The sequence below is a fragment of the Streptomyces sp. NPDC059455 genome (genome assembly GCF_042750115.1).
GTDB lineage: Bacteria > Actinomycetota > Actinomycetes > Streptomycetales > Streptomycetaceae > Streptomyces > Streptomyces endocoffeicus.
Window position 1 is genome coordinate 6,230 of the sequence record NZ_JBHYVB010000160.1, and the last position, 21,124, is coordinate 27,353.

Annotated in this window: 2 protein-coding genes; both read left to right on the plus strand. The window is 69.8% G+C overall.

What is annotated here, in order from left to right:
• The first annotated feature begins 239 nt into the window (after positions 1-239).
• Positions 240-19,373 carry a non-ribosomal peptide synthase/polyketide synthase gene (locus ACFXB5_RS39205; RefSeq protein ID WP_385217613.1) on the plus strand — a complete coding sequence of 6,378 codons (19,134 nt, stop codon included), beginning with the start codon at positions 240-242 and terminating at the stop codon, positions 19,371-19,373.
• A gap of 568 nt (positions 19,374-19,941) precedes the next feature.
• Positions 19,942-20,883, plus strand: a complete 942-nt coding sequence (locus ACFXB5_RS39210) for a sulfotransferase domain-containing protein (protein ID WP_385217615.1) — start codon at positions 19,942-19,944, stop codon at positions 20,881-20,883.
• The last annotated feature ends 241 nt before the right edge of the window (positions 20,884-21,124 follow it).

A 21,124-nucleotide genomic window follows, 5' to 3' on the forward strand; every position in this document is an offset into this window, starting at 1 on the left:
AGCGCCGCCCGTGGCCGACGCAGCTGACGGGACGACGGGGGAACCGCGGGGGAGAGCCGTAACTGTGGCTCCTACCGATGCCGTGAACAGGCGTGTCCTTGGAGCATCGCCCCGTTGGAGTGGATGCACGGTTTGGTTGGCGCCTGGATCCCTGACCGCCGTCGGGATCGCGACTGCCCGAAGTCCGTCACAGTCGTTCTCCTTCCTTCGTCGGATGCTCCCGCCCGTAAGGAGTTCTTGTGATCCCCGCGTCGTATGCGCAGCGTCAGATGTGGTTGCTGGACCAGCTGGAAGGCCCGACCGCGCTCTACAACATCCCGCTGGTGCTGCGGATGTCCGGACGGCTGGACGTCGTGGCGCTCCGGGCCGCGCTGGACGATGTCCTGGCCCGGCACGAGAGTCTGCGCACGCGTTTCCCACAGCTGGCCGGGGAGCCGTACCAGGAGATCCTTCCCCCGGACGAGGCGAGCGTCGACCTGACCCTGGTTCCCACCCCTGCCGACGAGCTGGAATCCGCTATCGCCCGCGCGTCCCTGGACGTTTTCGATCTGGCGGCCGAAATCCCCCTGCGGGCCACACTGCTCACGCCGGTGTCCGGGCAACCGCCGGTGGACCGCGACTCGCTGGTGACCGGTGAGTGTGTGCTGGTGCTGGTGGTACACCACATCGCGGCCGACGGGTGGTCGGTGGCCCCGCTGTGGCGGGACCTGTCAGAGGCGTATGCGGCGCGGTGCGCCGGACGTGAGCCGGGCTGGGAGCCGTTGCCGGTGCAGTACGCCGACTACAGCCTGTGGCAGCAGGAGTTGCTGGGTGAGGCACACGACCCGGACAGTGTGCGGGCCAGGCAGCTCGCATACTGGCGGCAGGCCCTGGCCGGGGCGCCGGAGGAACTGGCCCTGCCGGTGGACCGGCCACGGCCCGCGACAGCCGATCACGACGGCGGACTGGTGCGACTCGACCTGCCGGCCGAACTGCACGCCGAGTTGGCGGAGCTGGCGGCTCGGCAGGATGTGACGATGTTCATGGTGTGGCAGGCCGCGGTGGCGGTGCTGCTGTCCAAGCTGGGCGCGGGGGAGGACGTCCCGATCGGCAGCCCGGTCGCCGGGCGGACCGAGCAGGACCTGGAGGATCTGGTCGGGTTCTTCGTGAACACGCTGGTGGTGCGCACCGACCTGTCCGGTGCCCCGACCTTCGCCGAGGTACTGGGGCGGGTGCGGCAGACGGCCCTGGGCGCACTGGACCACCAGGACCTGCCGTTCGAGCGGCTGGTGGAGGAGCTGGCCCCGGTCCGCTCGGTGGGCCGGCATCCGCTGTTCCAGGTCAACGTCACGCTCCACAACACCCCCGAGGGGACGCTGGACCTGCCGGGCCTGACGGTCCAGGTCCGCCCCGGCGAGATACCCCTGGCCAAGTTCGACCTGGACTTCCAGGTGATGGAACGATTCGACAGCCAGGGTCGGCCGGCCGGTATGGAGGCCGTGCTCATCTATGCCGCCGCCCTGTTCGACCAGGCCACGGCCGAAGGCTTCGTCACCCGCCTCGTCCGCGTCCTGTGCGAGCTCGTCGCCGATCCCGACATCGGGCTGGACCGTGTCGAGGTGGTGGACGCCGACGAACGCCGGCGGACGCTGGTCGAGTGGAATGACACCGCGCGCCCGGTGGCGGCCGCGACGGTGCCGGAGCTGTTCAGCGCGCGGGCCGCTCGCACTCCTGAGGCCGTGGCGGTGGTATCGGGCGAGGAACGGGTCTCGTACGCCGAACTGGAGGCGGAGTCGAACCGGTTGGCCCGGTACCTGATCGCGCATGGTGTGGGTCCGGAGTCGCTGGTGGCGGTGGCGATGGACCGCTCGCCCGAGCTGGTCACGGCGCTGCTGGCGGTGATGAAGGCGGGTGGTGCGTATCTGCCGGTCGACCCGGAGTATCCGTCCGAGCGCATCACCTCGATGGTGGCGGACGCGGCCCCGGTCGCGTTGCTGACGACTGCCGCGGTCGCCGGTCGCCTGGGCCGGGAAGGACCACATGCCGGACCGTCCGTGCCGCGGTGGGTCGTGCTGGATGATCCGGCGGTGCGGGCCGCGGTGGCGGGGCAGGACGCACACGCCCTGGTCCAGGCTGACCGAGGCACCCCACTCCGGCCCGAACACCCGGCCTATGTGATCTATACCTCTGGATCGACCGGTGCTCCCAAGGGTGTTTCTGTCGCTCATACGAATGTGGTGGCCCTTTTGCAGGGGGCGGGGGAGCGGTTCGGTTTCGACAGTGGGGACGTGTGGACCTGGTTCCATTCCTTTGCGTTCGACTTCTCGGTGTGGGAGCTGTGGGGCGCGTTGCTGCACGGCGGGCGCCTGGTGGTGGTTCCGTTTGACATCTCGCGCTCCCCCGGGGAGTTCCTGCGCATGCTGGCGCGGGAGCGGGTGACGGTGCTCAGCCAGACTCCTTCGGCGTTCTACCAGCTCGTGCAGGCCGACGGGCAGCATGCCGAGGTGGGTGCCGAGCTGGCGCTGCGGTTGGTGGTGTTCGGCGGTGAGGCGCTTGATCTCCGCCGGTTGCGGGAGTGGTACGCCCGGCACCGGGGTGAGGCGCCGATGCTGGTGAACATGTACGGCATCACCGAGACCACCGTGCATGTCAGCCACCTCCGGCTCGACGCGGCCATGGCGGACGAGGAACACCCGGGCAGTCTCATCGGGTACCCGCTGGACAACACTCGGGTGTACGTCCTCGACGACTTCCTCAATCCGGTGCCGGTGGGCGTGGCGGGTGAGCTGTACGTGGCCGGCGCCGGGCTGGCCCGGGGTTATCTGCACCGTCCGGGCCTGACCGCCGAGCGGTTCGCGGCCTGCCCGTTTGAGGGTGCTGGCGGCCGGATGTACCGGACCGGTGACCTGGTGCGCTGGACCAGCGGCGGGCGGCTGGAGTTCGTGGGACGGGCGGATGACCAGGTCAAGGTCCGCGGGTTCCGGATCGAGCCGGGTGAGGTGGAAGCCGTGCTGCTCGCCCACGAACGGGTGGGGCAGACCGCGGTGGTGGTCCGTGAGGATCAGCCCGATGACAAGCGTCTGGTGGCGTACGTGGTTCCGGCGAGCGGCGAATCCGGGCCCATGAGCGCACTGGCCGGTGAATTGCGCAGGTACGCGAGTGAACGCCTGCCCGAGTACATGGTGCCGTCCGCGGTGGTGGTGCTGGACGGCCTGCCGTTGACGGTGAACGGGAAGCTGGACCGGAAGGCGCTGCCGGCGCCTGACACGTCCGTGTCGGCGCACGGGCCGCGTACTCCGCGGGAGGAGATCCTGTGCGAGGAGTTCGCCGCGGTCCTCGGACTGCCGCAGGTGGGCATCGACGACAACTTCTTTGAACTGGGCGGACACTCGCTACTCGCGGTGTCGTTGGTCGAACGGCTGCGGCAGCGCGCGCTGACAGTTGACGTGCAGTCGTTGTTCACCGCACCGACGGTGGCCAGTCTGGCCGTGGTGGCCGGTCAGTCCGAGGTCACGGTCCCGCCGAACATGATTCCGGTGGGGGCGGAGGCGATCACGCCGGACATGCTGCCGCTCGTCGATCTGACCGGCGAGGAGATTGAACGGATCGTCGAGCAGGTCCCGGGTGGGGCGGCGAACGTGGCGGACATATATCCGCTGGCGCCGTTGCAGGAAGGCATCTTCTTCCACCACCTCATGCGGGACAGCAACAACGACGCATACGTCGTGTCCATCGTGTTGGAGTTTGATTCCCTGGCCCGTCTGGACCGGTACGTGGACGCTTTCCAGACGGTCGTGGACCGGCACGACACATTCCGGACGGTGTTCCTGTGGGAAGGCTTGCGGGAGCCGGTCCAGGTGGTACTCCGCGAAGCCCGGCTCCCTGTTCAGGAAATCACCCTGGACGCCGGAGCCTCCGATGCGGTGCGGGAGTTGCTGGCCGCGAGCGGTTCGGCGATGGATATCGGCCGGCGTCCGTTGCTGCGGATGTGTGTCGCGGCCGAGCCGGACGGTGAACGCTGGCGTGGGGTGTTGCAGTTCCACCATCTCGTGCAGGATCACACCGCCCTGGATGTGGTGCTGGACGAGGTGCAGGTGGTCCTGGACGGGCGAGGGGACCAACTTCCGGTGCCCTTGCCGTTCCGCACGTTCGTGGCGCAGGCACGGATGGGAATACCTCCGGCTGAGCACGAGCGGTACTTCGCGGGGTTGCTGGGGGACGTGGCCGAGCCGACGGCTCCGTTCGGGCTGGTGGACGTGCATGGGGACGGTACGGCTGTCAGGGAAGCCCGTCTGCCGGTGGACGGGCGGCTGGCGGTGCGGTTGCGGCAGCAGGCCAGCCTGCTGGGGGTGAGCCCCGCGACGGTGTTCCATACCGTGTGGGCCCGCGTCCTGGCGTCGGTGTCCGCCCGCGACGACGTGGTGTTCGGCACCGTGCTGTTCGGACGGATGAACGCCGGAGCGGGTGCCGACCGTGTCCCGGGGCTGTTCATCAATACGCTGCCGGTGCGCGCGCGCACCGGCAGCGGCATCGGTGTGCGGGACGCGATGCGCTCGATGCAGACTCAGCTGGCCGACCTGATCGTGCACGAACACGCCTCACTGGCCGTCGCCCAGCGGGCCAGCGGCGTCCGCGCCCCGGCTCCGCTGTTCACCGCCCTGCTGAACTACCGGCACTTCTTCAGCGGCGACTGGGTGGCGCCGAAGCCACACGGGACCGAGGTCCTCGGCTCCTGGGACCGGACCAACTACCCCCTGGTTGTGTCCGTGGACGACAGCGGCTACGACTTCGCCTTCGGGGTGCAGGTGGCTGCGGCGATCGACCCGGAGCTGATCACCCGCCTGCTGCATACCACCACCGAAAACCTGATCAGCGCTCTGGAACAGCATCCGGACACCCCACTCGAGCACATCGACGTCCTCCCCGCGGCCGAGCGGCAGCGGATCCTGACGGAGTGGAACGACACCGCCCGCCCGGTGCCCGTCACCACGCTGGCGGACATGTTCACCGCCCAGGCCACCCGCACCCCCGACGCCGACGCTCTGGCCTACGAAGACGTGCGGCTGTCCTACGCCGAGCTGGAGGCGCGTTCCAACCGCCTCGCCCGGTATCTGATCACGCGCGGAGTGGGGCCGGAGTCCCTGGTCGCGGTGGTGATGGAGCGCTCACCCGACCTGATCACCGCGCTGCTGGCGGTGGTGAAGGCCGGTGGTGCCTATCTTCCCATCGACCCCGGCCAGCCCGCCGACCGCGTCGCCTTCATGTGCGCCGACGCCACCCCGGTCGCCTTGCTCACCACCACGGCGATCGCCGGCCGACTGCGTGAGCCCCAGGCGGACGGGCACGGGCCGGAGACCGGCCCGCAGTGGATCACGCTGGACGACCCGGCGGTCCGGGCGACGGTGGCCGGCCAGGACTCGCGCGCACTCACCCAGGCCGACCGGATCGCCCCCCTGCGTCCGGACCACGCCGCCTATGTGATCTACACCTCCGGCTCCACCGGGACGCCCAAGGGCGTCGTGGTACCGCACGCGAATGCCGTGAACCTCATGGCCGACCGCTGGCCGGACCTGGACTCCGACAGCCGGCTGCTGCAGTTCGCGTCGATCGGCTTCGACGTCGCGACCTGGGAGATCATGATGGCGTTCGCCGCGGGGGCATGCCTGGTGGTGGCACCGGCCGAGCAACTGCTGCCCGGAGCCGGACTGGCCGGTGTGGTCGCCCGGCACGCCGTCACGCACATGCAGCTCCCGCCCACCGTCCTCGGCATGGTCGAGACCGAGGCCGAACTGGCTTCCGTACGGACCCTGCTGGTCGCGGGTGAGGCACTGGGCTCCGAACTCGTCGACCGGTGGGGCGCCGACCGCTGGTTCGGCAACGCGTACGGACCGACCGAGATCACCGTGATCGCGGCCTCCGCGGGCCCGCTGCGCCCCGGTGACCTGCCGTGCATCGGCCGGCCGCTTCCCAATACCAGCGTCTATGTCCTCGATGAACACCTCGCGCCCGTACCGGTGGGGGTGGTCGGCGACCTCTACGTCTCCGGCGCCGGTGTCGCCCGGGGTTACCTGAACCGCCCAGGGCTCACCGCCGAGCGGTTCGTGGCCGATCCGTTCCGCGGGGCGGCTGGGGCCCTCTCCTCCGGCCCGGCGGCCGGGAGCCACTCTCAGCCCGATGGCGGGCAGGGAGGGCGCATGTACCGCACCGGCGACAAGGTGCGCTGGACCGCCGACGGCCAGCTCCTTTACATCGGCCGCGCTGACGACCAGGTGAAGATCCGCGGTTTCCGGATCGAGCCGGGTGAGGTCGAGGCGGTGCTGGCCGGGCACGAGCGGGTGGCGCGGGCTGTGGTTATCGTCCGTGAGGACACTCCCGGTGACAAGCGTCTGACGGCCTACCTCGTCCCCGCCGGTGACCCCGGCACGGCCGCCGGCCAAGGGCTGGAGTCGGCGGTACGCGGGTACCTCGCGGGCAGGCTGCCGGAGTACATGGTGCCGTCGGCGATCGTGGTGCTGGAGCGGCTGCCACTGATGGTGAACGGCAAGCTCGACCGGGCCGCCCTCCCGGTGCCGGACTACGCCTCCGACGTGGGACGGAGGCCCGTCACCATGCGCGAGGAGCTCCTGTGCTCGCTCTTCGCACAGGTGCTGGGCCTGTCCCGGGTCGGGGCCGAGGACGACTTCTTCTCCCTGGGCGGGCATTCACTGCTCGCGGTGCGGCTGGTCAGCAGGATCCGCGCGGTCTTCGGTGCGGAGGTGCCGGTGCGGGCGCTGTTCGAGACGCCGACCGTGGCCGGCCTGACCGCACGGCTGGAGCGGGCCGGTGGCGATGAAGCGCGGCCCGCGGTGGTGGCCGGACCACGTCCGCCGGTGTTGCCGCTGTCGTACGCCCAGCGCCGGTTGTGGTTCCTGGATCGTCTCGAAGGCGCGAGCGCGCTGTACAACGTTCCGCTGGTGCTGCGGTTGTCCGGGCGGCTGGACGTGGCGGCGTTGCGCGCGGCGCTGGCCGATGTGGTGGCGCGGCACGAGAGTCTGCGGACGCGCTTTCCGGAGGTGGAGGGGGAGCCGTACCAGGAGATCGTGCCTGTCGCCGAGGCGAGTGTCGCCCTGCCTCTGATCCCGGTCGCCGCCGCTGACGAGCTGGCGGCGCGGATCGACCGGGCGTCCTCCCATGCCTTCGACGCGGCGGCCGAACTGCCTGTGCGGGCCGCCCTGTTCGCGCTCGACTCGGACCAGCCACCGCCGGAGGACGGCCTGGTGGTGACGGGTGAGTCCGTGCTGGTGCTGGTCGTGCACCACATCGCGGCCGACGGGTGGTCGATGGGGCTGCTGTGGCGGGATCTGTCGCTGGCGTACGCGGCGCGCTGTGGGGGGCGCGCGCCGGGCTGGGAGCCGTTGCCGGCGCAGTACGCGGACTACACGCTGTGGCAGCGGAAGTTGCTGGGCGAGGTGGACGATCCGGACAGCGTGCTGGTCGGCCAGCTGGCGTACTGGCGGAAGGCGCTGGCCGGGGCGCCGGAGGAACTGGCTTTGCCGGTGGACCGGCCGCGACCTGTGGAGGCCGGCCACCGGGGTGGGCTGGCCACCTTCCAGATGCCTGCGGAACTGCACACGGAGCTGGCGGAGCTGGCCCGTGCTGAGAGCGTGACGATGTTCATGGTGTGGCAGGCCGCGGTGGCGGTGCTGCTGTCCAGGCTGGGCGCGGGGGAGGACATCCTCATCGGCAGCCCGGTGGCCGGGCGCAACGATCAGGCCCTGGAGGATCTGGCCGGGTTCTTCGTGAACACGCTGGTGATACGCACCGACCTGTCCGGTGATCCGACCTTCGCCGAGGTGCTGGGGCGGGTGCGGCGGTCTGCTCTGGGCGCGCTGGAGCACCAGGAGGTGCCGTTCGAGCGGCTGGTGGAGGAGCTGTCCCCGGCCCGTTCCATGGCCAGGCACCCGCTGTTCCAGGTCGCCCTGACGCTGCACAACGTCCCGGACGTAGCGCTCGACCTGCCCGGGGTCGAGGTCGGCGTCATGCCGTCCGGGGCACAGGGCGCCAAGTTCGACCTGGACCTCGAGGTCATCGAGCGTTTCGACGCGCTGGGTCTGCCGGCCGGTCTGGACGGCGGCATCACGTATGCCACCGATCTGTTCGACCAGGCCACGGTGGACATGCTCGTCACCCGGCTGATCCGGGTCCTGCGGGCGGTCGTCGATGACCCCCGTCGGCCCATCCGTGGAATCGACCTGCTGGATGCCGCGGAGCGAAAGCAGATCCTGACAGAGTGGAATGACGCCGCGACGCCGGTACCCGGTGGGGAGCGCGTACCGATCGCAGATTCGTCGGGCGACACGCGTGTCTACGTCCTGGATGCCTTTCTCGAACCGGTGCCGCCGGGTGTGGCCGGTGAGCTGTACATAGCGGGTGCCGGGCTCGCCCGTGCGGAACGGTACCGCCCAAGTCCGGGCGCCGAGCAGATCGTGGCCTGTCCGTTTGAGGAACCCGGTGCCCGGATGTATCGCACCGGGGACGTGGTGCGGTGGAACCGCGCCGGTCAGCTGGAGCTCGTGCGCCGGGCGGAAGAGCAGGCGGAATCCGCCTCCGCCGCCCTGTCCGCCCCTGAGTCCCGATCCGGCACGGCACCGGGAAGGCGACCGGCCACGGTGCGCGAGGACCTTCTGCGCCAGGTCTTCGCCCAGGTGCTGGGCGTGCCGCAGGTCGGGGTCGACGACAGTTTCTTCGAACTGGGCGGACATTCGCTCCAAGCGGTGCGGCTGGCCAGCCGGATCCGCACCGTGCTGGGGGTCGAACTGCCCGTCCGCGCCCTTTTCGAGGCGCCGACCGTGGCCGGTCTGGCGGCGCGGCTGGAGCGGGCCGGTGGTGTGCCGGCGCGGTCGGCGGTGGTGGCCGGGCCGCGTCCGCGGGTGCTGCCGCTCTCCTATGCCCAGCGGCGGTTGTGGTTCGTGGACCGGCTCGAGGGCGCGAGCGCCTTGTACAACGTTCCGCTGGTGTTGCGGTTGTCGGGACGGCTGGACATCTCGGCGCTGCGGGCGGCGTTGGGCGATGTGGTGGCGCGGCACGAAAGTCTGCGGACGCGCTTCCCGCAGGTGGAGGGGGAGCCGTACCAGGAGATCGTGTCTGTTGCCGAGGCGGGCGTGGATCTGCCGGTGGTCGCGGTCGCCGCCGACGAGCTGGAGGCGCGGATCGACCGGGCGTGCTCGCACGTCTTCGACCTCGCGAGCGAGCTGCCCCTGCGCGCCATGCTGTTCACCTCTGCCGCCGGCCCGTCGCCGACCGATGACGGGGCGGTGGTGACGGGTGAGTCCGTGCTGGTGCTGGTCGTGCATCACATCGCGGGCGATGGCTGGTCGATGGGGCTGCTGTGGCGCGATCTGTCGGTGGCGTACGCGGCGCGGTGTGCCGGGCGTGCGCCGGGCTGGGAGCCGCTGCCGGTGCAGTACGCGGACTACGCGCTGTGGCAGCAGGGGATGCTCGGCGATCCGGCGGATCCGGACAGTGTGCTGGCCGGTCAGGTGGCCTATTGGCAGGCCGAACTGCGAGGCGTGCCTGAGGAGTTGGAGCTTCCGGTGGACCGGCGGCGGCCCGCGGCGGCCAGTCACCGGGGCGGCTGGGCGGTGATCGACGTTCCGCCGGAACTCCATGCCGACCTGGCGGAGCTGGCCCGTGCCGAGGGCGTGACGATGTTCATGGTGTGGCAGGCCGCCCTGGCGGTGCTGCTGTCCAAGCTGGGCGCGGGTAAGGACATCCCGATCGGCAGCGCGATCGCCGGACGGACCGACCAGGCGGTGGAGGACCTGGTCGGGTTGTTCATGAACATGCTGGTGGTGCGCACCGACCTGTCCGGCGACCCGAGCTTCGCCGAGCTGCTGGGGCGGGTGCGGCAGACGGCGCTGGGCGCGCTGGAGCACCAGGAGGTGCCGTTCGAGCGGCTGGTGGAGGAGCTGGCCCCGGCCCGCTCGCTGTCCAGGCACCCGCTGTTCCAGGTCACCATGACGGTGCAGAACGTTCCCCAGGCGACGATCGACCTGCCGGGCCTGGACGTCGAAGCCCACCCGGGCGAGGCCACCATGGCCAAGCTCGACCTCGACTTCCAAGTCGTCGAGCGGTTCGACGGACAGGGGCGGCCGGACGGCCTGCTCGGCGGGCTCACGTACGCCACCGACCTGTTCGACCAGGCCACGGCTGAGACGCTGGTCACCCGGCTGATCCGGCTCCTGAAGACCGTCACCGCCGGCCCTGCCCGTCCCATCAGCCGCCTGGACCTGCTGGACCCCGCCGAGCGGCGGCAACTGCTGACGGAATGGAACGGCGACCGCCGCCCGGCCGCCGTCACGGTACCGGCGTTGTTCACCGCGCACGCCACCCGTGCCCCTGAGACGATTGCCTTGGCGTCCGGCGAGGAGCGGGTCTCGTACGGCGAACTGGAGGCCCGGTCCAATCGTCTCGCCCGGCATCTGATCGACCGTGGGGTGGCCCCCGAGTCCCTCGTCGGGGTGGTCATGGACCGGTCGATCGACCTCGTGACCGCTCTGCTGGCGGTGATGAAGGCCGGCGGCGTGTATGTGCCCGTCGATCCCGGCCAGCCGGCCCAGCGCATCGGGCAGGTGCTGCTCCAGGCCGACGTGGATGTGTGCCTGGTCGACCAGGTGTACGCGCCGACCGTGCGGGAGCACGCCGGCACGGTGGTCGTGGCCGACGCGGACGAGGCGGAGACCGCGTGGGCCGATGCGCCGGACGCGGCCGTACCGGTGCGGGTCATGCCCGACCAGTTGGCGTACGTGATGTTCACCTCCGGATCGACGGGTGAGCCCAAGGGCATCGCGACCACCCACCGGGACGTGGTGGAACTTGCCGGTGACCGCTGCTGGCACTTCCCTGGGCAGGCCCGGGGCCTGTTCGCCGCGCCGCACACCTTCGACGGTTCCACCCTCGAGCTGTGGGTACGGCTGTTGACCGGTGGACAGGTGGTCGTCGCCCCCCGGGGCCGGATCGACGCGGCGCTGCTCAGGTCGCTGGTCGGCGACCACGAGCTGACCCACGTCCAGCTGACCGCGGGTCTGTTCCGGGTGATCGCCGAGGAGGACCCCACCGCCTTCGCCGGGCTGCACGAGGTGTTCACCGGCGCGGACGTGGTCCCCACCGCGGCGGTACGGCAGGTGCTGGAGGCCGTGCCCTCGATCACGGTCCGCAACACCTACGGTCCGACCGAGGTGACCGTCATCGGTACCCAGATCCCGATCCAGGACCCCAAGGCGATCGGGGATGTCGTGCCGGTCGGGTATCCGCTGGACAACACGCGGATGTACGTGCTCGACGAATTCCTCAACCCCGTGCCGGCGGGGGTGGCCGGTGAGCTGTACATCGCCGGCGCCGGGCTGGCCCGAGGGTATCTGAACCGTCCGGGGCTGACCGGTGAGCGGTTTGTGGCCTGCCTGTTCGAAGGCGGCGGTGGGCGCATGTACCGGACGGGTGACGTGGTGCGCTGGAACCGTGACGGTCAGCTGGAGTTCGTGAGCCGGGCGGACGACCAGGTGAAGATCCGTGGCTTCCGCGTCGAGCCGGGTGAGGTCGAGGCGGTGCTGGCCCAGCACGAGCAGGTGGCCCAGGCGGTCGTCATCGGCCGCGAGGACACCCCCGGTGACAAGTACCTCGCCGCCTATGTCGTCCTCACCCACGGCGAGGCGGACGCGGGATTCGGCGCGGTGGCGCGGGACTTCACGGCGAGTCGGCTGCCGCAGTACATGGTGCCGTCGGTAGTGGTGCTGGAGCGGCTGCCACTGACGGTGAACGGCAAGGTCGACCGTGCCGCGCTGCCCGCGCCGCACCACGCGTCCGGCACCGGCACGGGACCGGGCAGGCGACCGGCCACCGTGTACGAGGAGATTTTGTGCTCGGTGTTCGCCCAGGTACTCGACGTGCCCCGGGTCACTGTGGAGGACGACTTCTTCGCGCTGGGCGGGCATTCGCTGCTGGCCGTGCGGTTGGTCAGCCGGATCCGGGCGGTCATGGGCCTGGAGGTTCCGGTCCCGGCGGTGTTCGAGGCGCCGACCGTGGCCGGTCTGGCGGCGCGGCTGGAGCGGGCCGGTGGTGTGCCGGCGCGGTCGGCGGTGGTGGCCGGGCCGCGTCCGCGGGTGCTGCCGCTCTCCTACGCCCAGCGGCGGTTGTGGTTCGTGGACCGGCTCGAGGGCGCGAGCGCCTTGTACAACATTCCGCTGGCGTTGCGGTTGTCGGGACGGCTGGACATCTCGGCGCTGCGGGCGGCGTTGGGCGATGTGGTGGCCCGGCACGAAAGTCTGCGGACGCGCTTCCCGCAGGTGGAGGGGGAGCCGTACCAGGAGGTCTTGTCCGTCGCCGAGGCGGGCGTGGATCTGCCGGTGGTCGCGGTCGCCGCCGACGAGCTGGAGGCGCGGATCGACCGGGCGTGCTCGCACGCCTTCGACCTGGCGGGCGAGCCGCCTCTGCGCGCCACGCTGTTCACCTCGGGCACTGACCAGCCGTCACCCGATGCCGGGTCGGTGGTCACAGGCGACTGGGTGCTGGTGCTGGTCGTCCACCACATCGCGGGCGACGGCTGGTCCATGGGGTCGCTGCTGCGGGACCTGTCGGCCGCCTACGCCGCCCGCCGCGCCGGGCGTGCGCCGGGCTGGGAGCCGCTGCCGGTGCAGTACGCGGACTACGCGCTGTGGCAGCAGGGGATGCTCGGCGATCCGGCGGATCCGGACAGTGTGCTGGCCGGTCAGGTGGCTTATTGGAAGACCGAACTGCGCGGTGCCCCTGAGGAGTTGGAGCTTCCGGTGGACCGGCGGCGGCCCGCGGCGGCCAGTCACCGCGGTGGCTGGGTGCCGCTGACCCTGCGGGCCGACCTGCACGCCCAGTTGGCGGAACTGGCGGCCCGGCAGGGTGTGACGATGTTCATGGTGTGGCAGGCCGCCCTGGCGGTGCTGCTGTCCAAGCTGGGCGCGGGTAAGGACATCCCGATCGGCAGCCCGGTCGCCGGGCGGAACGATCAGGCGGTGGAGGACCTGGTCGGGTTCTTCGTGAACACGCTGGTGGTGCGCACCGACCTGTCCGGTGACCCGAGCTTCGCCGAGCTGCTGGGGCGGGTGCGGCAGAGTGCGCTGGGTGCGCTGGAGCACCAGGAGGTGCCGTTCGAGCGGCTGGTGGAGGAGCTGGCCCCGGTCCGCTCGCTGGCCAGGCACCCGCTGTTCCAGGTCATGCTGGCGGTGCAGAACGTTCCCCAGGCGACGATCGACCTGCCGGGCCTGGACGTCGAGGCCCGGCCCTCCGAGGTCTCCATGGCCAAGTTCGATCTCGACTTCCACGTCGAAGAGCGCTTCGACGACCAGGGTCGGCCGGCCGGTCTGAACGGCGGGATCACCTACGCCTCCGATCTCTTCGACCGGGCCACGGCCGAGACGCTCGCCACCCGGCTGGTCCACATCCTGCGCACGGCCGCGGCCGACCCCCACCGGTCCCTTCACGGAATCGACCCGCTCGACGCCGACGAGCGGCGGCGGATCCTGACCGAGTGGAACGACACGGCGCGTCCGGAACCCGCGGCCACCGTGCCCGAGCTGTTCGGCGCGCAGGCCGCCCGCACCCCCGACGCCGTCGCGCTGGTCCGCGGCGACGAGCGGATGACGTATGCGCAGCTCGACGCGGAATCCAACCGCCTCGCCCGGCACCTGATCGCCCACGGGGTACGCCCCGAGTCCGTGGTCGCGGTGGTGATGGACCGCTCGCCCCAGAGGGTCGCCGTGCTGCTGGCGGTGCTGAAGGCCGGGGGCGCCTATCTGCCGATCGACCCGTCGTACCCCATCGGTCGCATCGGTCTCATGGTGGCCGACGCGGCGCCGGTCGCCCTGGTCACCACCGCGTCCTTCGCCGGCCGACTCGACCAGTCCGACTCGGGCCCCCTCGACCCGGAGTCAGGCCCGGACCGGGTCACGCTGGACGATCCGGCGGTGCGGGCGGCGGTGGCCGGCGAGGACGACGGCCCGCTCACCCGGCTGGACCGTGCCGCACCGCCGCGTCCTGACCAGGCCGCCTATGTCATCTACACCTCGGGCTCCACCGGCGCCCCCAAGGGAGTCACGGTCAGCCACCGGGGGATCGACCGCCTCGTGCGTCCGGCCGGGTACGCCGATGTACGTCCCGGTGACGTCGTGGCGCACCTCGCCTCGGTGTCGTTCGACTGCACCACCTTCGAGATGTGGATCGCCCTGGTCAACGGGGCGACACTCGCGGTCGGCCCCGCCGGGACGCCGTCCGTGGCCGCCCTCGGCCGTTTCCTGACCGGCCACCGGGTCACCGTCGCGGTGCTGCCCACGGGGCTGTTGCACCAGGTGGTGGACATCGACGTCGAGGCACTGCGAGGCGTCCGCGCCCTCCTCACCGGTGGGGACGTGCTCTCGGTACCGCAGTGCCGGACCCTTCTCGAAGCCCTGCCGGGCACCCGGCTCATCAACGGGTACGGCCCGACGGAGAGCACCACCTACACCCACACCCACCCGGTCACCGAGGCCGACGTCGGCGACGGGGGCGACATCCCCATCGGGCGCCCGCTGGCCGACACCCGGGCCTATGTGCTGGACGAGCGGTTGGCTCCGGTGCCGGTGGGGGTGGCGGGGGAGCTGTATGTGGCGGGTGCGGGGTTGGCCCGGGGGTATGTGAACCGTCCGGGCCTGACCGCGGACCGGTTTGTGGCGTGTCCGTTCGAGGGGGCTGGTGCGCGGATGTATCGGACCGGGGATGTGGTGCGCTGGAACCGGGCGGGGGTGTTGGAGTTCGTGGGGCGTGCCGACGATCAGGTGAAGATCCGGGGTTTCCGGGTGGAGCCGGGTGAGATCGAGGCGGTGTTGGCCGGGCATGAAGACGTCGCACAGGCTGTCGTCGTCGCCCACGGGGAGGGCGCTGCCGACAAGCGCCTGGCTGCCTACGTGACCCCGGCTTCTGGTGTGGCGGATGCGAGCTTGGCGGGCGCGTTGCAGGGCCACGTGGTCGACAGGTTGCCGGAGCACATGGTGCCGTCGGCGGTTGTGGTGCTGGAGCGGCTGCCGCTGACGGTGAACGGCAAGGTGGACCGGGCTGCCTTGCCGGAGCCGGACTTCGCGGCTGTGGCGGGCGCCGGGCGTGGCCCCTCCGATCTGCGTGAGGAGTTGTTGTGTGGGGTCTTCGGGCAGGTGCTGGGTGTGGAGCGGGTGGGGGTTGACGATGACTTCTTCGCCCTGGGCGGGCACTCGCTGCTGGCGATGCGGCTGGTGAGCCGGATCCGCGCGGTGCTGGGTGTGGAGCTGCCGGTCCGGGGGGTGTTCGAGACGCCGACGGTCCGGGAGTTGGCCCGACGGCTGGGTAAGTCGGGTGGTGCGGCCCTGCGGGCGACGGTGGTGGCGGGTGCGCGTCCCGAAATGGTGCCGTTGTCGTTCGCGCAGCGCCGGTTGTGGTTCCTGGACCGCTTGCAGGGTCCGAACTCCACCTACAATATTTCCCTCTCGCCGCGGTTGTCGGGGCGGTTGGACGTGGCGGCGTTGCGGGCGGCGTTGGGGGATGTGGTGGCGCGGCACGAGAGTCTGCGGACGTGCTTCTCCCAGGTGGACGGGGAGCCGTACCAGCGGATCATGCCCGCGGACGAGGCTGTGGTAGATCTGCCCCTCACCACCGTCACCGCCGAGGAGCTGCCGAGGCGGATCGAACGGCTCGCCCATCACACCTTCGACCTCGCCGCCGAACTGCCGGTACGAGCCGAACTGTTCGCCACGGTGTCGCAGTCGCCTCCGCAGGGCGAGAATGCCGATGGCGACGAGTGGATTCTCTGCCTCGTCATGCATCACATCGCTGTTGACGGGTGGTCGATGGGGCCGTTGTGGCGGGATCTGTCGGTGGCCTATGCGGCGCGGTGTGCGGAACGTGTGCCGGAGTGGGAGCCGTTGCCGGTGCAGTATGCGGACTACACGCTCTGGCAGGGGGAACTGCTGGGTGACGCCGGGGATCCGGACAGCGTCATGGCCGAACAGGTGGCGTACTGGAAGGCCGAACTACAGGATGCGCCGGAGGAGTTGATTCTACCGGTGGACCGCCGCCGGCCGCGGGTGCCCAGTCACCGGGGTGGGACGGTTCCTCTGGATCTGTCTGCTGAGTTGCATGAGCGGTTGGCGGGGCTGGCGCGTGAGCAGGGCGTGACGATGTTCATGGTGTGGCACGCCGCGATGGCGGTGTTGTTGTCGCGGTTGGGGGCAGGACAGGACATTCCGATCGGTAGTCCGGTGGCGGGCCGGACGGACGATGCGCTGGAGGATCTGGTCGGGTTCTTTGTGAATACGTTGGTGGTGCGGACGGACGTGTCGGGGGATCCGTCGTTCGCTGAGGTGCTGGGGCGGGTGCGGCGGGCTGCGCTGGGGGCGTTCGAGCATCAGGAGGTGCCGTTCGAGCGGCTGGTGGAGGAGTTGGCTCCGTTCCGTTCGATGGCTCGGCATCCGCTGTTTCAGGTGATGCTGGAGGTGCAGAACGTGCCTGAGGCGATGGTGGATCTGCCGGGCGTGGAGGTTGAGGCCGGTCCGGGTGATCTGCCGGTGGCCAAGTTCGATCTGCAGGTCGATGTGGTCGAGCGGTTCGACGGGCAGGGGCGGCCGGCTGGGTTGGTCGGTGAGATCGTGTATGCGGCGGATCTTTTCGACGAGGTGACGGTGCGGGCTTTGGGCGCCTGGTTGGTGCGGGTGCTGGAGGTGGTCGTAGCCGATCCGGGTCGGCCTGTGCACGGTATCGATCTGCTGGATGCCGCCGAGCGGTGGCGGATTGTCACGGAGTGGAACGACACGGACCGTGCGGTGCCGGTGGCCACGGTGCCGGAGCTGTTCGGCGCGCAGGCCAGGCGCACTCCGGGCGCCGTTGCTGTGGTCTGGGACAGTCAGCAGGTGTCCTACGGGGAATTGGAGATGGCGTCCAACCGGTTGGCCCGGCATCTGATCGGCCTGGGTGTGGGTCCCGAGTCGTTGGTCGCGGTGGTGATGGACCGGTCGGTGGAGTTGGTTGTGGCGCTGCTGGCGGTGCTGAAGGCCGGTGGTGCGTATGTGCCGGTCGACCCGGACTATCCGGCTGCCCGTATCGCGGGCATGCTGGCCGATGCCGCCCCGGTGGCCGTGCTGACCGCGGCGGCGATGCGTGACAGACTGGGCGAGGCGGGGGCGAGCGGCTGGGAGTGCGCGCCGGAGCCGATCGTGGTGGATGAGCCGGCGGTGCGGGAGGTGGTGTCCGACCTGGACGCCAGCCCCCTCGCACCGGACGAACTGGCCGGTCCTCTCACGCCGGATCACCCGGCCTACGCCATCTACACCTCCGGATCCACCGGCACCCCCAAGGGCGTCGTCATCACCCACCGGGATGTGGTCGACTTCGCCGCCGACCGGGGCTGGAAGACACCCGAACCCCAGCGGGTCCTGATGCGGTCTCCGCACACGTTCGACGCGTCCGTCTACGAGCTGTGGGTGACGCTACTGGGCGGCGAGCAGGTGGTCCTCGCCCCGACGGGCCGCTTCGACGCCGAGCTGCTACGGTCACTGATCACCGAGCACAGCCTGACCCATGTGCACCTGACTGCCGGACTGTTCCGCGTGATCGCCGAGGAAGACCCCACCGCCTTCGACGGCGTCACCGAGGTGAGCACCGGCGGTGACGTGGTGCCCGCGGGCGCTGTCCGTCGGGTGCTGCGCGCCGTGCCCGGGACAACTGTTCGCAACACCTACGGCCCGACCGAGGCGACGCTGATCGCCACACAGATTCCGCTCACTGACGTTGAGCAGATAGCGGATACCCTCCCGATCGGGCGCCCGTTGGACAATACGCGCCTGTATGTGCTGGACGAGCGGTTGGCTCCGGTGCCGGTGGGGGTGGCGGGGGAGCTGTATGTGGCGGGTGCGGGGTTGGCCCGGGGGTATGTGAACCGTCCGGGCCTGACCGCGGACCGGTTTGTGGCGTGTCCGTTCGAGGGGGCTGGTGCGCGGATGTATCGGACCGGGGATGTGGTGCGCTGGAACCGGGCGGGGGTGTTGGAGTTCGTGGGGCGTGCCGACGATCAGGTGAAGATTCGGGGTTTCCGGGTGGAGCCGGGTGAGATCGAGGCGGTGTTGGCCGGGCATGAAGACGTCGCGCAGGCTCTCGTCGTCGCCCACGGGGAGGGCGCTGCCGACAAACGCCTGGTCGCCTACGCCGTACCGGAAGCGACCGAGGGAGCGGACGGGACCCGTGAGGCAGCAGATGCCCTCGGTAACGGCGTCGAGACTGATGGCGCTGGAACCCGTCTGGCCGAGGAGCTCCGGATGCTGGTGGCGGCTCGGTTGCCGGAGTACATGGTGCCGTCGGCGGTTGTGGTGCTGGAGCGGCTGCCGCTGACGGTGAACGGCAAGGTGGACCGCGCCGCTCTGCCGGCACCGGACTACGCCTCCGACACGGGCGGGGGCCGTGGCCCGGCGAGCGTGCGCGAGGACGTCCTGAGCGCGGTGTTCGGGCAGGTGCTGGGTGTGGAGCGGGTGGGGGTTGACGATGACTTCTTCGCCCTGGGCGGGCACTCGCTGCTGGCGATGCGGCTGGTGAGCCGGATCCGCGCGGTGCTGGGTGTGGAGCTGCCGGTCCGGGCGGTGTTCGAGACGCCGACGGTCGCCGGCCTGGCTGCGCGGCTGGAACAGTCGGGGTTGCAGGGGAGCCGGGGCATACTGCTTCCCTTGCGCTCCGGCGATGACCACCCGCCCTTCTTCTGTGTGCACGCGGGGCTGGGCCTGGGATGGGAGTACGGCTGGCTGGCCAACCACGTGCCCCCCCGCTACCCGCTCTACGCCATACGACCGCGCGGCCTCGTCGGCGACGAGATCCCGGTACCCGGTTCGCTGGCGGAGATGGCCGCCGACTATGTAGCCGAGATGCGCGCCGTCCAGGCCACGGGTCCGTACTACCTGCTCGGCTGGTCCTTCGGCGGCAATGTCGTCCACGAGATGGCCGTTCAACTCCAGGAGGCGGGAGAGGAGGTGGCCGCCCTGGTCATTCTGGACTCCCACCCCGCGGCACGGCCGCCCTCTCAAGAAGAGGACGAGCAACATGCCAAGGACTACGAGCGGATGGTCCAGATACTCACGGGAGAAGAGCACGAGGCCTATCTGGAGATCGTACGGAACAACGAGAACATCGCCCGCGGCCACAAGGAGCGGGAATTCGCAGGCGACGCGTTGTTGATCAGCACGGGGCCTGAGAGGAAGGCGGAATGGTGGCAGCCCTACGTGACCGGCACCGTCCGCGAGCACAAGCTCGACTCAAGCCACTACGACTTGCTGTCGGACCAGGAGTCCGTACGGAAGATATGGGAAGCGATCGCGAAGGAGTTCGGTTTGGCCGGAACCGACTGAATCGCCGGAACGGGAACCGGACTGACACCGTCCAGAATTGCGACCGGCATACCCACCCCAGATCAGGGATGTCCTCGACCAGCGCGATGTGCTTCTCCGGCAGCCGCAGCGACCACACACCACTAGACCCTTCACGTGATGAGCGGGGAGTTCCCGGCGCGTGCGGCGCCGTCGGCGTCCTGGCAAACTCCGCGCAGACAAGGCGTACCACTGCGCTGACGCCGGCCTCCATCCGGTGGTTTCGGTGTTCTATCAGCGGTGCCGCCGCCCTGGTGGGAACACCTCACGTCCGGTCCGGCCGTAACTGTGGTGATCGCGGATGTTTCGCCACCACGAGAACGACAGGTTGGGGCCGTGTCCGTTCGTTCTGTACGCCTACGAGGAATGTTGCCATGCGTATTCAAGGCCCTGCCCCAATGGAGTATGGTTCCGAACCACTCCCCCACCTCGTTCTTCGCGCCATGCTCCGGTCGATCGTCGGCCGCCTCGCAAAGTGGAATGATACTCACGTTCCAGCCCGTCGCAATGAATCAGCGCTGAGTGGCGTCCTCAGCGCGGCCAGGGGGCGATGATGACAGAAGCACTGCGCCGATATCGGTCGTCGGAACACGACAGCGTCCGCTGGGACGAATTTCCGTTGCGTGACGGTGATATCGTCGTCAGCACCCCGCCGAAGTCGGGTACGACGTGGGTGCAGATGATGTGTGCGTTGCTCATCTTCCAGACGCCTGACCTTCCGCAGCCGCTGGAAGTCCTGTCACCATGGTTGGACCAACTGCGCACACCGCAGGAGGAGGTCTATGCGCGCTTCGCCGAACAGAAGCACCGCCGTGTCATCAAGACGCACACGCCACTCGACGGTCTACCGCTCGATCCGCGCGTCAGCTATATCGTGGTCGCCAGGCATCCTCTCGACCGGGCGCTGTCCCTCTACCATCAATCCGCCAACATCGACGTCAAGCGGATGCGCGCCTTCCAAGACGGCTCAGACTCACGGTCCCGGCCGGTTTCCGCACCGCTCCCGTCGGCGCGTGAGTGGCTGCGGTATTGGTGTCTGCCTCAGCCGACCGACGACCAGGGAATAGCAGTTCCTGGGAGCCTGCACCTGACGGTCCACCACCTCTATGACGCGTGGGAACGGCGGACGCAGCCGAATGTGCGGCTCCTGCACTACGTCGACTTGTGCGCCGACCTCGCCAGCCAGATGGCGGCGCTGGCCGAGTGGCTGGGCATAACGGTGAACGAGTCGGTCTGGCCCGATCTGGTGAAGGCCGCGACGTTCGACGAGATGAAGAGTCACGCGGAGCGGCTGGCGCCTGATACCGAAATACTCAAGGATCCGGTGAAGTTCTTCCGCAGCGGGCGGTCGGGTGACAGTCGGGATTTTCTCACCGAGGACGATCTCGATGCATACCGGAAGCGGATCGGCGAACTCGCTCCGAAGCCGTTCTTGGATTGGCTGCACCGCGAGCCACTTGTCATCAGTGATGGGGCCGGCGCCGACAGGTAGAGCGGCTTCTCGTCGGCAAGGACATGAGCCGTGTTCCCTGTGTATGACGTCGGAGACGCCGCTGCTATGCCTGCCTCGTGAGGGCAGCCCATTGGTTTTGGTACCGGTAGGGACGCACTGGAATCGCTTTTGACGGAGCCACCTGGACACGGCGATGGCGCTGGTGTGCGGAAACCACCGCTGAGGAGTGGTGAGCACCACCGGACAGGGCATATGAGGCGGCCACACCCACCTGAGGGTG

Excerpts from the sequence above, each read along its gene's own strand:
- ACFXB5_RS39210 (WP_385217615.1), top strand. The coding sequence starts at position 19,942 with ATGATGACAGAAGCACTGCGCCGATATCGGTCGTCGGAACACGACAGC.